13 protein-coding genes and 1 pseudogene are annotated in these 12,521 nt (G+C 72.4%); 7 read left to right on the top strand and 7 right to left on the bottom strand.

The features are described from left to right. Positions 1-56 precede the first annotated feature (56 nt). The 3 genes from VF289_RS16515 to pdxH are packed head-to-tail and all read left to right on the top strand — an operon-like array spanning position 57 to position 1,644. Positions 57-605 (top strand): hypothetical protein, encoded by a 549-nt coding sequence (locus VF289_RS16515; protein WP_330885018.1) that lies wholly within the window; start codon positions 57-59, stop codon positions 603-605. Beyond that, positions 602-964: a transcriptional regulator gene (locus VF289_RS16510; RefSeq protein WP_330885016.1), complete on the top strand. Its 363-nt coding sequence runs from the start codon at positions 602-604 to the stop codon at positions 962-964. Before VF289_RS16515 ends, VF289_RS16510 begins: the two co-directional genes overlap by 4 nt. Further along, complete coding sequence (pdxH, locus tag VF289_RS16505; protein ID WP_330885014.1) at positions 961-1,644, top strand: pyridoxamine 5'-phosphate oxidase; 684 nt, start codon at positions 961-963, stop codon at positions 1,642-1,644. Before VF289_RS16510 ends, pdxH begins: the two co-directional genes overlap by 4 nt. Before the next feature lie 36 nt (positions 1,645-1,680). On the opposite strand, the gene VF289_RS16500 is transcribed toward pdxH, so the two are convergent. Beyond that, positions 1,681-2,370, bottom strand: coding sequence for an AAA family ATPase (locus tag VF289_RS16500; RefSeq protein WP_330885141.1), 690 nt, complete (start codon positions 2,368-2,370; stop codon positions 1,681-1,683). Positions 2,371-2,453: 83 nt separating this feature from the next. Further along, positions 2,454-2,597 (bottom strand): hypothetical protein, encoded by a 144-nt coding sequence (locus VF289_RS16495; RefSeq protein ID WP_330885012.1) that lies wholly within the window; start codon positions 2,595-2,597, stop codon positions 2,454-2,456. Between the two features lie 120 nt (positions 2,598-2,717). On the opposite strand from VF289_RS16495, the gene VF289_RS16490 reads away from it, so the two are divergent. Continuing rightward, the gene (locus tag VF289_RS16490; RefSeq protein WP_330885011.1) at positions 2,718-3,179 is read left to right on the top strand and encodes a hypothetical protein; all 462 of its coding nucleotides are present in this window, start codon (positions 2,718-2,720) and stop codon (positions 3,177-3,179) included. 73 nt (positions 3,180-3,252) lie between these two features. Here the strand turns inward: VF289_RS16490 and VF289_RS16485 are convergent, their stop codons facing one another. Then, positions 3,253-4,137 carry a GH25 family lysozyme gene (locus VF289_RS16485; RefSeq protein ID WP_330885009.1) on the bottom strand — a complete coding sequence of 295 codons (885 nt, stop codon included), beginning with the start codon at positions 4,135-4,137 and terminating at the stop codon, positions 3,253-3,255. Positions 4,138-4,201: 64 nt separating this feature from the next. Next, positions 4,202-4,939, bottom strand: a complete 738-nt coding sequence (locus VF289_RS16480) for a glutamine amidotransferase (RefSeq protein WP_330885007.1) — start codon at positions 4,937-4,939, stop codon at positions 4,202-4,204. Positions 4,940-5,018: 79 nt separating this feature from the next. Between VF289_RS16480 and VF289_RS16475 the strand changes: the two genes are divergently transcribed. Both VF289_RS16475 and VF289_RS16470 read left to right on the top strand, forming a co-directional pair. Next, positions 5,019-6,695, top strand: coding sequence for a serine hydrolase domain-containing protein (locus VF289_RS16475; protein WP_330885005.1), 1,677 nt, complete (start codon positions 5,019-5,021; stop codon positions 6,693-6,695). Beyond that, complete coding sequence (locus tag VF289_RS16470; protein ID WP_330885003.1) at positions 6,692-7,648, top strand: aminoglycoside phosphotransferase family protein; 957 nt, start codon at positions 6,692-6,694, stop codon at positions 7,646-7,648. The genes VF289_RS16475 and VF289_RS16470 overlap by 4 nt, the downstream gene beginning before the upstream one ends. 295 nt (positions 7,649-7,943) lie before the next feature. On the opposite strand, the pseudogene VF289_RS16465 reads toward VF289_RS16470, so the two are convergent. Next, positions 7,944-9,041, bottom strand: a pseudogene (locus VF289_RS16465) (DUF222 domain-containing protein); the annotation flags it as partial. 364 nt (positions 9,042-9,405) lie between these two features. Between VF289_RS16465 and VF289_RS16460 the strand changes: the two are divergent. Beyond that, positions 9,406-9,897: a glutathione peroxidase gene (locus tag VF289_RS16460; protein ID WP_330885002.1), complete on the top strand. Its 492-nt coding sequence runs from the start codon at positions 9,406-9,408 to the stop codon at positions 9,895-9,897. A gap of 13 nt (positions 9,898-9,910) precedes the next feature. Here VF289_RS16460 and VF289_RS16455 read toward each other — a convergent pair whose 3' ends face one another. Continuing rightward, the gene (locus VF289_RS16455; protein ID WP_330885001.1) at positions 9,911-11,740 is read right to left on the bottom strand and encodes a serine hydrolase domain-containing protein; all 1,830 of its coding nucleotides are present in this window, start codon (positions 11,738-11,740) and stop codon (positions 9,911-9,913) included. Between the two features lie 177 nt (positions 11,741-11,917). Beyond that, the gene (locus VF289_RS16450; RefSeq protein ID WP_330885000.1) at positions 11,918-12,442 is read right to left on the bottom strand and encodes a hypothetical protein; all 525 of its coding nucleotides are present in this window, start codon (positions 12,440-12,442) and stop codon (positions 11,918-11,920) included. Between the last annotated feature and the right edge of the window lie 79 nt (positions 12,443-12,521).

Genomic DNA, 12,521 nt, shown 5'->3' with positions numbered 1-12,521 from the left:
CCACGGCACCCGTAGGTCACTTGACGATCAGTGAAGTGAACTCTAGGGTCTCCACCATGGAAGACCACGTGCCGCGACACGGCACCGATGGTGCTCCCAGCGGCGGCCCCGAGAACGGCGCAGCAGGCGGCTGCGAGAGCGCGCCCTCTGTCGCAGAAGCTCGCGTCGCGCTGGACGCCCTCGATGCCGATTCCAGCCGGCTCGCCACACGCCTGGTGACCCCCTGGTGGTACCACCTCGTCCTCGGCGTGATGGTGTGCGCGGCGATCGGCGCCCAGGCCCTGCCGCGAGTCTCCTCGATGACCGTGATCGTGCTGGTCATCATCTGGATCCCCTTCCTGATCAAGGCCTACACCAGCCGGTACAAGGTCTGGATGTCCGAGCCCGCCGGCCCCCGCAGCCGGCGCATGATGGTGCTGCTCGTGGTGACGCTGGTCGTGCTGATGACCTCCGGGGTGCTCATGAAGATCAGCGGCCTCTCCCCGTGGTGGGTCCTGGTGCCGGCGGCGCTCGGCCTGCCCGCGACCGTGTGGCTGGGGCGCCGCTACGACGCCGCACTGCGCGCGGACCTCTCCACCCCGGCGCCCGCCTCCCCACAGCGATGAGCAGGGCGCCTGCGGCTCGTTCGGGCAAGAGCCCCGGCCCCGCCCCCGAGTTCCACGAGCTGATCCATGCCCCGGTGCGGCTGCGGATCTGCGGGATGCTGCGCCCGGTGAGCGAGGTGGAGTTCTCGGTGCTGCGCGACACCCTGCACCTGAAGGACGCGAACCTCTCGAAGAACCTGAAGCTCCTGGCCGAGGCGGGCCTGGTCACGCTTCGCAAGGAGCTCTCTCCGGTGCGGAACGATGCACGTCGGCTGACCTGGGTCTCGCTCACCGCGGACGGGCGCTCCGCCCTCGCCGGGCATCTGGCCGCGCTGCGGGCCATCGCCGAGGGCGAACCCCACCTAGGATCACCGTCATGACCGACCGCTCCGCCCTCCCGCGCCTGCCCGGCGAGCGCACCGACTACCTCGCCGGCTCCCTGCCCGACGACGCCCCGGCCGATCCGCTGGAGCTGTTCGACATCTGGCTGGCAGAGGCCTTCTCGCGGCGCGAGGAGCACGGGGACCTGCCGGAGCCGTCGGCCGTGGTGCTGGCCACCGTGGCGCTCGAGGCCGACGGCGCACCCCGGCCACGCTCCCGTACCGTGCTGCTGAAGGGGCACGATGCAGAAGGGTTCGTGGTCTTCACGAACCTCGACTCGGACAAGGGCCACGAGCTCGCCTCCACGCCGCGCGCGGCGCTGCTGATGCCCTGGTATCCGCTGCAGCGCCAGGTGCGGATCGAGGGCACTGCCGAGCAGGTCACCGCCGCGGAGTCCGACGCCTACTGGTCACAGCGCCCGCGCGGCTCCCAGCTCGGCGCCTGGGCCTCGCACCAGTCCCGCTCCATCGCCTCCCGCGAGACGCTCGAGGCGCAGTACGCCGCGGCCGAGGAGCGCTTCGGGGGCGGCCCGGTGCCGCGCCCGGAGTTCTGGGGCGGGCTGCGGGTGCGGCCGACGAGCCTGGAGTTCTGGCAGGGTCGCCCGCACCGCTTCCATGACCGGATCCTCTACACCGCCTCGGCCGACGGCACGTGGGAGCGCCACCGCCTGCAGCCGTGACGGCAGAGCGGGGACAGAAGCGCAGAACTGCTCCCGTCAGGCCAGGTGCCGCACGAAGCGCTGCGGCGCGTCGAGGAAGCTGCGCCAGGTGCGCACCAGTTCGAGGTCGTCGTACTCCACGCGACGCAGCCCCCACGGCCCCACCTCGTACAGCGCAGCTCCCGGGAGGGCGGCGAGCACCGGCGAGTGGGTGGACAGCACGATCTGGGAGCCGTCCCGCACCAGCTCCTGCAGCTGCCCCAGCAGGGCCAGGCATCCCGGCAGGGAGAGCGCGGACTCGGGCTCGTCCAACAGCCACAGGCCGCGGATCCGGGAGCGCTCGGCGACGAGCTCGAGGAAGGACTCACCGTGGCTGAGCTCGTGCATCATCCCGCCCACCCCGATCTCCTCGTAGTACGTGAACAGGGAGTGCATGGTCTCGGCGCGCACGAAGAACCCGGACTTCGAGGCGCCGGCACCGCGCACCAGCTGCAGGTGCTCGGCCAGCGGTGACTCCGTGACGCGAGTCGTGTGCATCGCACCGGTGCCGCCTCCCTCGGGGTTCAGGCCGTAGGCCCCGGCGATCGCCTCCACCAGGGTGGACTTCCCGGTCCCGTTGTCACCGGTGAGCACGGTGAGCGGCCCGAGCTCGAGACCCTCACGCAGCACCTGGCGCACAGGAGGCAGGGTCGCGGGCCAGGCCTCCCCGTCGGCCGGAGCGCGCGGGTGCTCGCGGACGGCACGCACGGGCAGCAGCGGACCGTCGAACGGACGGTCGAGCGGATCGTCTCCGTGACGATCCGCGCCGACACCGAGGGGTTCCACGGGCCTCACCCCCCGAAGGCGGCCGGATAGGCGATCCGCCCGCACGGCACCGGCCGGCCGGGTGCCAGGGAGCGGAGTGCGACGGCGTCCCCGGGCCGTTCGGCGCGAGTGGTCCACGGGGTCTGCGGCACGGCAGTGGGAGGCGTCATGGATACAGCATCCCAGGGGCTGCCCGTTCCGGTGACGGCCCGGCGACGCGGCGGAGAACACCTGAAGACAGCTCGGGGCACTCCCTGGGCCTCGGGCACCTGCCCGCCTACGGTGGCCGTATGCGCACCGAGACCAGGCACTCCCCCGTCGGCCTCACCCGCGACGCCGGGTGGCAGCTCGCCGTGCGTCGCACCCTGCCCGCCCCCACGGGGGATGTGTGGCGACGCCTGCTGGCCGAGTGGCTCCCGCAGTGGCTCGGCGTGGACTCGGTACCGCAGATGGTGGGTGCCCCGCTGCGCCACCAGGGGACGGTGCGAGGTCGCGTGATCGGCTGCCATGTGGGGCGGCGCGTGCGCGTGCGCTGGACCCCGTCGACCCTCGACCACGAGACCGTCTTCCAGGTCACCCTGCAGGCTCCGCTCGAGAGCTCCCTGCTCGGCACCGTCCTGGAGATCCACCAGGAGCGACTGCTCGGGGCCGCCGAGCGGCAGGGGCTGCTGGAGCAGTGGACCGGAGTGCTCGACGAGCTGGTGCAGGTCTACGCCCACGAGAGCTCCGGCAGCCAGGACCTGCCCGGCTGACCACGGCCTGCTCGGCTGGTCACGGCTTGCTCGGCTGGTCACGGCCTGTCCGGCTGGTCACGGGGCGGTGCTGTCAGCCGTCCGCGACCTCGTGACCGAGGGCGCCCTCCCCCTCCGGGATGGCGGAGTGCTCGCGCAGCACCTCGATCCGGGCCACATCGATGTCGACCCCGCCGCTGATCCCGTCGACAGTGCCGTCGAAGCGCAGCTGCCACACCGCCCAGTCCTCCTGCTGCGGTCGCTGCCCGGCGGAGAAGAGCCAGTCGGCGCGGGAGTCCGTGACCGGCAGCCCGTAGTGTTCCCGCCACTCGGAGGAGGAGTAGATGACCAGGCGCCGTCCCCATGCCTCCTCGACCACTGCGGTGAAGGCATCGATCTCCGCCTGCACCGCCGCCGCCTCCGGCTGTTCGTCGCAGGCCCCGTCGAACTCGAGATCCAGCGCCGGAGGCAGCGCCGCATCATCCGGCGGGGCGGCGGCGAGGAAGTCCTCGGCCTGCGCTGCGCCGGAGGAGCACAGCGTGAAGTAGTGATAGGCGCCGGGCGTGATCCCGACGGCTCGGGCTCCGTCCCAGTTCGCGCGGAAGGTGCTGTCGGTGAAGCCCGCCCCCTCGGTGGCCTTGAGATACGCGAAGCTGATGCCGTCCTCGGCCACGAGCGCCCAGTCGATGTCCTCCTGGTGGGCCGAGACATCGATGCCCAGCACCTCGCCGGGCATCAGTCTCGCCCCGTCGGGCAGGTTCGCGAGGGCTGGCGCATCCTCCGGGGTGGCCGGGACGGCCATCGCGGCGTCGTCGGCCTCGAAGGGTTCCGGGGCGCTGAGCGGAGGGGTGTCGTCACCGCCGCGCAGGGCACCGATCACGGAGACCGTGCAGCCGCCGATCACGAGCAGCAGCACGAGGGCGAGCGCGCCGACGACGAGCTGACGCCGACGGACCTGCTCTGGTGTGAAACGGGGCACGGTCGGACGCTACCGGAGCCCTCGCGTCCTGCGCGGGACGCCGTGCCGGTGAGAACCGGCCTGATCAGCGGGCGAACAGGGTGGCGAAGGCCCGCAGCAGCTGCGGGGCGTGATCGGCGCTCGCCCCGCGCAGGGCGTCGAAGACCTCCTCCATCTCGTCCGGGGAGAAGTAGCCGTGGTCGCGATAGGCGCGGGCCCGCTCGATGATCGAGGGGACGTCGAGCTCGGGATGGAACTGCGTCGCGTACTGCCGGGTGCCGACCCTGAACATCTGTACGGGCGAGGTCCGGCCGGTCGCGAGCACCGTCGCGTGCTCGGGCAGGGTGTTCACTGCTTCCTTGTGCCCGACCAGCCCGGTGAAGGTCTCCGGCAGCGACGCCTCGAGGATCAGCGGATCCTGCCGCCCCGCCGCGGTGAGCGTGACCTCCACGGCGCTGAGCGGTTCCCCGAAGGCCTTGTCGATCAGGGCACCCTGATGGGTGCCGAGCGTGCCGATCCCGTAGCAGGCGCCGAGGAAGGGGATGTCGTGGGCGATCACCTGATCCAGGACGCGGAAGATCTCGGCCTCGGCCCGGATCTGCTCCGGTGACTTCGTCTCGACGGGGTCGGAGACCGTGAACGGGCTGCCGCACAGGATGATCCCGGAGATGTCCTCGGCGGCCAGCGCGGGGAACGGGTCCCGGTCCAGGCGGGCCCAGAGCAGCTCGTCCTCGCTGAGTCCGGTGAAATCCAGCACGGCGGTGCGCTCAGTGAGGGCGACGTCGTCCTCGGGGCGGGTGGCGATCTGCACGAACGGTTTCACGAGGGTGATGCTAACGGCATCGGCGGCGGTCCCCTGCCCGTAGTCTGCACGGGCGAGAGTCGACCTCGAAGGAGATGTCATGCCCGTGCCGTCCGCTGCGCACTCCTCAGCGCCGCCCGCCGAGCCCACCGCCGCGCAGTTCGCCGCGTCCACCTCCGCGCCGCCCGCGGCGCGCTCGGCGCCAGCTGGCTCCCCCCTCCCCCGCACCGCCGTCGAGGACGTCGCCGCGATGCTCCCGGAGTGGCTGGAGACCGTGCGCCACCTGCGCCGGCAGTCGGGTTTCCAGGCCGCGATCTGGCACGACGGAGAACTGGTCACAGAGGTCGCCGTCGGTTCTGCCGACGCACCCTCCGGGATACCGCTGCTGACCACGCACCGGCTGCGGATCGCCTCTCACTCGAAGATGTTCACGGCGCTGGCGATCATGAGGCTGAAGGAGCAGGGACGGCTGCGGCTGGACGACACCGTCGGCGATCACGTGGGCGAGCTCGCGGACTCCCCCGTCGCCGACCGGACGCTGCGTGATCTGCTCTCGCACTCGGCGGGCCTGACCCGCGATGCGGACGACTCCCGCTGGTGGCGCCTGGGGATCCCCTTCGCGGACCGGGCGCGGCTGCTCGAGATCGCCCGCACCGGGGCGGTGAAGGCGGAGGCCGGGCTCCACCTTCAGTACTCCAACATCGGCTACGGACTGCTGGGCCTGGTCATCGAGGAGATCACCGACTCGAGCTTCGCGGAGGCGATCACCGAGCTGGTGCTCGATCCGGTGGGCGTCGGGGGCGTGGGTCCGGATCTGCCGGCCGACGCCGCCGGCCCCCAGCAGGCCGACGGTTTCGCGCTGGGCCACACCTCGCTGCTGCACGGCCCTCGCCGAACGGTCGCACAGGTCAGCACCGGAGCGCTCGCAGCGGCGACCGGGTTCTGGGCGGACGCCGGTGCGATCGCGAGCGTCGCGGGGCGCGTCCTGACGGGCGGCGCACTGCTCGAGCCGGCGTCGCTGCGGGAGATGCGGCGCCGGGTCTGGACGCTGGATGACGGCGGCCAGTACGGGCTGGGGTTGCAGGAGGGTCGCCTGCACGGCTTCACCGTGGTCGGCCACTCCGGCGGGTTCCCGACCGGACTCTCCCGCACCTGGGCCGCGCCGGCGGAGCACCTGGTGGTCAGCGTGATCGGAACCTCTGTGGATTCCCCCAGCTCGGAGATCGCACACGGCATCCTGGGGCTGCTCTCCCTGGCGGCGGGTCGTCCCGCGCCCCAGGCCGATCAGTGGGAGCGTGCCGGAGCGCAGGGCGGGGCCTCGGACGGCCGTGCCCGCCCGGACGTGCTCGCCGAGCAGCCGGGTGTGGCAGTGGCTGGGGCTGGGGCGGAGTCGGAGGCGGGGGACGTCCCGGTCACCGCGGCACAGGTCGCCGAGCTGGTCGTCGGCACCTACGACTCGCTGTGGGGCAGGACTCGGCTGGTCACGCTCGGTGGTCGGCTGTTCTTCGTGGACGAGTCCTCGACGGACCCTACGGCCACGGCGCTCGAGCTGGCCGTGAGCGGGGTGCGGGCGGATCCGATCGACCCGGAGATCGAGGTGGTGGAGCTCGCGACCTGGGGCGACAGCGGCTACGGATCCTGGGCGGAACCGATCCTGGCGCGGCTCGAGCGTCGCGGGGCCGGTGAGATGCTGCGCTGCACGGGCCTGGTGGTGACCGGCCAGCTGAAGACTCCCAGCGCCGACTTCGAGATGCCTGAACGCGTGATCGCACCATGACGGAGAGCATCGCCGGCCACCCGGTGCCGCCGCGCCTGGCCGAGGGCACGGATCCCGGCCTCATCGCCTGGCGCGCACGAGTGCCGTTGCTGGTCCAGGAGCTGCTGGAGCGCTGGACCCTGCGCGCCGAGGCACCGTTCCTGCCCGGCGGCTCCAGCGCGTGGGTGGCGCCGGTGCGGGACGCGGCCGGCGCCGAGCACGTGCTGAAGGTGGCCTGGGCGCATGAGGAGTCCCGTGACGAGGCCGCAGGGATGGCCGCCTGGCAGGGCTTCGGCGCGGCACGCACGCACCGGCACGAGCGGCGCGGTGAGACCGTTGCCCTGCTGCTGGATCGGGTGCGTCCGGGGACCCCGCTCGCCGAGCTGCTGACCTGGCCTGAACGTGACGAGGTGGTCGCGCAGGTCGCCCGGCGTCTGTGGAAGCCGCCGAGCGAGCTGGTGGGGCCGGAGGCCGCTGCGGGCTTCCGGCCGCTGAGCCAGATGTGCGCGTGGTGGGCTGACGAAGCCCAGCAGCGGGCCGACGAGGCACGACAGCGGGCCGACGACGCAGAGCAGCGTGCAGAGACGGGGCCGTCCCCGCTCCCCCGGGATCTGGTGGAGCATGGTCTGCGACTGTTCCGTGAGCTGCCTGCGCACTGGGACGGCGAGGCCGTGCTGCTGGCCACCGATCTGCATCCGGGCAACGTGCTCGCCGCGTCGGGCGGGCGGTGGGTGCTCATCGATCCGAAGCCGTACGTGGGCGATCCGCACTACGACGTCCTCCAGCACATGTTCAATGATCCGGATCGTCTGCGGACTCGGCCCGGCGCCTTCGCGGAGCGGATGGCGGCACTCGCCGGGCTGGACCCGCATCGGCTGCGCCGGTGGCTGTTCGCCCGGTGCGTGCAGGAAGCCGGTGAGCTGGACGCTGCCGCGGAGGCGGCGCTGAGACTCGCCGAGGAGGGCGTGGAGTAGCCGCCCGCGTCCTCCCGGGATCGGGCTCGCCGGCAGGTTCGCCCGCTGGTTCCGGACCGGGCTCGCCGGCGGATCCCCCCGCCGGTTCCGGACCGGGCTCGCCGGCGGGTCCGCCCGCTGACTCGGGACCGGGCTCACGATCAGAGCCGCGCTCAGGATCAGGCCGACGGGGCCATCGCAGCCGGGTCGGGGTGGTGATCCGGGTGACACCGGAATGGCCGGTCCACCGGACCCGGTGGCCGGAGCCATCCTCACCGTCTACCCGCTCGACGGAGGCGGCGCCGCTCTCCTTCTTGTTGCAGTGCGCGCACAGGCCCTGCCCGTTGTCCAGGCTGGTGGGCCCGCCGCGGGCGGCGGGATCGATGTGGTCGCGCTGTCGGATCGCGGCGTTGCAGTACGGGCCGCGACACGAGGTGTCGCGCCAGGTGAGGAACCGTCGCATCGCGGGTGGGAAGGCGCGTGCGGTCGAGTCCATCGCGACCAGCTCGTCGGTGGTGGGGTGGGTGTAGAGACGGCGGAGCACTGCACGGACCGCGGAGCCGTCGGCACCGTAGGGATCATCGACCGGATCCGCGGGGTCGGCGGTCGCGGCGCGCAGCTGCTCCCGGACCGCCTCTGCGGGCACGGCCCCGAAGCCCTCGAGATGGGCGGTGTCTCCGACGTCGGGACGGAACAGGGCTCGGTCGGTGATGATCAGTCCGATGTCGAGGGTCCCGGGTTCGGCCCCCTCGTCACGCCCCAGCAGCGTGTCGGTGAAGGAGTCAGCCATGGCGGCGCCGTGCCCTTCCCGGGCCCCGTCCGCGCGGCGCCGTTCGGCCTCGAGCGAGAAGCGCTTGTGGATCCTGGCGGCATCGATGGCGGAGAGCCGGGCAGACAGCGTGGCCATGCCGTGCTGGCCCGGTCGCATCGTCAGATGACGCTCCGTGTAGGCGCGGCGGTGGCGGAGGGCGGCTCCTTCGGGGTCGAGCTCGCCCGCGATGGTCGCCACCGCATCCGCCCAGCGCCGGGTGCCCGCGCCGTCGAGCTCGGGAAGGCGATCGCAGAGCCGTCGGTCCACCTCATGGGCGAGGTCCGGGGTGAGCCCCGAGGTCGCGCCGGCCACGGTGTAGGCGACATCGCTGCTGACCTTCCCCCTCCGCAGCGCGTCCAGCATCCGTGGCAGCACCTCGAGGAGCCGCTGCGCAGAGGCCAGCGTGCGACCGGCCATGTGCGGTGAGCGCCTGGTGATGAGCGAGAGGTCGTCCTTCGTGGCGCCGTCGGCCTTCTCCTCCACGATGGTCCGTGACGGCTCCGCAGCGGCCTCGTGCGCCGCCTGGTCCCGCGCCTCGGCGTGCCGGTCGCGGCGGGTGATGTCCCGCAGTGCGATCACCGCGCGCGCCTCGAGCACATCCATCGCAGCGGCGCACGCCTGCAGGTTGCCCAGCAGGTCCGTGACCTCACTGCGGGCCCTCCCCGCGATCTCGAACGCCTCTCCGGGATCCCCCGCGATGTCCTGCAGGAGATGGGCCAGGTCCCCGAGCGCCTCGGCGAGCGCCGCCGGACCCTGTGCCCGCAGCCCGTCCAGGAGCGCCCGAGCGGAGAACTCTCCCTCGGGGTCCTGGATGGGCGCTGAGCTGGTCATGGCTCCATCGTCCCCGCGGTGGGAACGTCCGTGAAGAGGAGCCCCGGGAATGTGGATCGGACGATGCTGGGGAGGAACGGTCGACGCCCGGCGTCCACCCAGGCACCACCCCGCCCCACGGACCACAATGGACACCATGACGACTCTCGACGACTTCACCGCCACCACCCTCGCGGGCAAGGACCAGCCGCTGGCCGATCATCTCGGCTCCGTGGTGCTCGTGGTCAACACCGCCAGCAAGTGCGGCCTGACCCCGCAGTACGCCGGACTGCAGCAGCTCCACGAGCGCTTCGGCGAGCAGGGCCTGACCGTGCTCGGCTTCCCCTGCGACCAGTTCATGCACCAGGAACCCGGCACCGAGGCCGAGATCGCCGAGTTCTGCCAGGTCAACTACGGCGTCACCTTCCCGATGTTCGCGAAGGTCGAGGTGAACGGTCCGGGCGCCCATCCGCTGTTCCAGTGGCTCACCGCACCTCACGGCGAGGAGATCCCGGGCGGCGACATCGAGTGGAACTTCGCGAAGTTCCTGCTGGGCCGCGACGGCACCGTGCTGCGACGCTACGCGCCGCAGACGGAGCCCGCTGACCTCGCCGACGACATCGAGGCGGCGCTGGCGACCAAGGGCTGACGTCGCTCGCGAGTCACTCCCCGAGCGTCCACCCCTCGGCGATGACCTCTGCCCGGTCGTCCGCGCGGTCGGTGTCGAACAGCGCCTCGCGCCCCTGCAGCACGCGCAGCCGTCCCACCCAGGCGCCGAGTCCGCGGGTGGAGCCGTCCGTGGTCAGTCGCAGGCGGATCTGCACCTCGCCGCTGAGCGGCTCCGCCCCGTCGGCGAGCGCGAACTCGCCGTCCCACACCACCCGGCGCCCCCAGCCGGTGACCCGCCCGTCGGGCACCTCGACCGGCTCCTCGTGCCGGGCCTGGAGCCGGCCGGCGAGCGGCGACCAGGTCCCCCCTTGATCCGAGGACGCCTGGACCTCGAGCAGGTCGTAGGCGGTCTCGAGGTGCGCGAAGACGTCCAGCCGCAGCACGGCGGGGGCGCCCTCGAGCGCGACGGCGAAGCCGAGGGTCGCGGTGCTCGCGTCCTCCTCCCCCGCGTGCCAGCCCGAGCGGACCTCCTTCGGGACCAGGTCCAGGGCGTGGGCGATGCAGCTGGAGATCTCGCGGCGCGTGACCGAGGTGGTCGACCATTCCCTGGTGGGGTGGACCGCATTGGTCAGCAGCACGACGACGGTGTCCGTGAGCGGGTCGATCACCAGCGAGGTGCCCGTGAATCCGGTGTGGGTGCCGCTGTACGGGCTGGTCAGGCCTGCGTGGTAGTACCAGGCGGCGAGCTCCGGGCCCAGGCCGCGGCGGGCACCGCCCACTCCCGTGACCTCGGCGATGCGGTCGGTGAACATCGCCTGCACCGTGCCGGCCTGGAGGATCCGCGCCTCGCCGTACCGGCCCCCGCCCAGGAACATCTGCCCGAAGATCGCGAGGTCGCGCGCGGTGGAGAACACCCCGGCGTGTCCGGCGACGCCGCCGAGGGAGTAGGCGTTCTCGTCGTGGACGTGGCCGTGGACGAGGTAGCCGTAGTACCCGACGTGCTCGGTCGCCGCGATCCGGCCCTTGAGCTCCGCGGGCGGGTTGTACATGGTCTCGTGCATCCCGAGCGGCTCCGTGATGTGCTCGCGCACGTAGTCGTCGAGCGTGCGCCCGGAGAGCTGCTCGACGATCAGGCCCAGCGTGATCAGGCCCAGGTCGCTGTACACATACGCGGTGCCCGGCGCGGCGGCCGGCGGGACCGTGAGCACGGCGTCCAGTCGCGAGGGGATGTCGGGATGGGCGGAGTAGAGGTTGATGAAGGCCGGGAGCCCGCCCACGTGGGTGAGCAGATGCTGCACGGTGACCTCGCCCTTCCCGTTCTCGGCGAAGCGGGGCAGGTGGTCGGCGACCCTGTCGTCCAGTCCCAGCCTCCCCTGTTCGACCTGCTGCATCACCGCGGTGGCGGTGAAGATCTTCGAGATCGAGGCGAGGTCGTAGATCGTGTCGGTGCGGGCAGGGATCCGCCGTTCCTGCGGCACCTCGGTGGCGGCGTCCTGCCAGCGCAGCGCGTACCCGTCGGCCAGCTCGACGGCGATGCCCGCCTGCGAGGCGACCAGCAGGGAGGCGCCCGAGAAGCGCGGCGGATCGTGCTCGATCCCGGCGCGGAGGATGCCGGGCAGCTGCTCGAGCACCGCGGGGTCGAGGCCGACGGCTTCCGGCCGTGCATCCCGCAAGGTCTTGCCGGAGCCTCGGCGATCCCAGGGGTGACGGTGCGGGCCACCTCGGCTCCAGTCCGGTGCGGATCGCGCCACCTCGGCGCGGGGGCGCTCCTTGTGCGGTGCCGGGTCGCCCTTCGCATGCGCGATGGCGGGGAGGCCGACGGCGCCTGCGGCGGCGAGGGCGCCGACAGCCAGTCCGGTCCGGCGGGACAGTCGGGGGTCCATGAAGCTCCTTCGCATCGGGAGGCGCCCGGCCGTGCGACGGTGGGACGGCGCGCACCGCCGACCAACCTAACGAGACGGCGGATCAGTGGCAAGCGTCATACCGGCCGACGGGGATCGGGGGTGCGAAGGACGGGGCCCGAAGGTCGGGAGACGGGCCCGTCCCGGTGAACGGACGGTTCAGTCGAGCGCGAGCTCCGCGCGCCGCCGGCGCACTGTGCGGATCCCGAGCGCCAGGAACACGGCCCCGACCACCAGTGCCAGGGCTTTCGCCACCATGATGAGCGTCTCGAGCAGCGAGAACAGTCTGGAGATCGCGACCGCCACGTCGGGCACCTGCGAGGTGTCCCCGGAGACGGAGAACGAGAAGACCACCTCGACCACGAAGACGGTGAGCATCAGGGCGGCACCGATCCTCAGCTTCCCGTCACCCTTGACCGCCACGATGACGGCGAGGAGGAAGGTGGCCAGCCCGAGGCCGAGCACCAGGGCCACGATGGCGAAGCCCGCCACCAGCATCGGGCCGATGGGAGGCAGGGGGCCACCGGGGAGACTCGCCTCCAGCCTGTCCACGAGGAGCAGCGGGAGCACCCTCACCACCCCCTGGATCACCAGCAGCAGCACGGCCACCACCAGCAGCGCGATCGCCGGCCGCAGCGGCTGCTCGTGCGGAGGGATCGTTCTCGACGGCCTCGTCGTTCGCACCGGCCCTGTCGGCCCCGTCGGGCCCGTCGGACCCGTCGGGCCCGTCGGCTCCGTCGTCGCCATCGGCTCCCCCTCCCCG

This window comes from Brachybacterium sp., assembly GCF_036379615.1.
Taxonomy (GTDB): Bacteria; Actinomycetota; Actinomycetes; order Actinomycetales; family Dermabacteraceae; genus Brachybacterium.
This window is presented reverse-complemented; position numbering and strand designations above follow the sequence as displayed.

Bases quoted from the DNA above. Each gene is read 5' to 3' on its own strand.
- pdxH (WP_330885014.1), top strand. From the start codon at position 961: ATGACCGACCGCTCCGCCCTCCCGCGCCTGCCCGGCGAGCGCACCGAC.
- VF289_RS16455 (WP_330885001.1), bottom strand. From the start codon at position 11,740: ATGGACCCCCGACTGTCCCGCCGGACCGGACTGGCTGTCGGCGCCCTC.
- VF289_RS16495 (WP_330885012.1), bottom strand. From the start codon at position 2,597: ATGACGCCTCCCACTGCCGTGCCGCAGACCCCGTGGACCACTCGCGCC.
- VF289_RS16515 (WP_330885018.1), top strand. From the start codon at position 57: ATGGAAGACCACGTGCCGCGACACGGCACCGATGGTGCTCCCAGCGGC.
- VF289_RS16460 (WP_330885002.1), top strand. From the start codon at position 9,406: ATGACGACTCTCGACGACTTCACCGCCACCACCCTCGCGGGCAAGGAC.
- VF289_RS16510 (WP_330885016.1), top strand. From the start codon at position 602: ATGAGCAGGGCGCCTGCGGCTCGTTCGGGCAAGAGCCCCGGCCCCGCC.
- VF289_RS16475 (WP_330885005.1), top strand. From the start codon at position 5,019: ATGCCCGTGCCGTCCGCTGCGCACTCCTCAGCGCCGCCCGCCGAGCCC.
- VF289_RS16490 (WP_330885011.1), top strand. From the start codon at position 2,718: ATGCGCACCGAGACCAGGCACTCCCCCGTCGGCCTCACCCGCGACGCC.
- VF289_RS16470 (WP_330885003.1), top strand. From the start codon at position 6,692: ATGACGGAGAGCATCGCCGGCCACCCGGTGCCGCCGCGCCTGGCCGAG.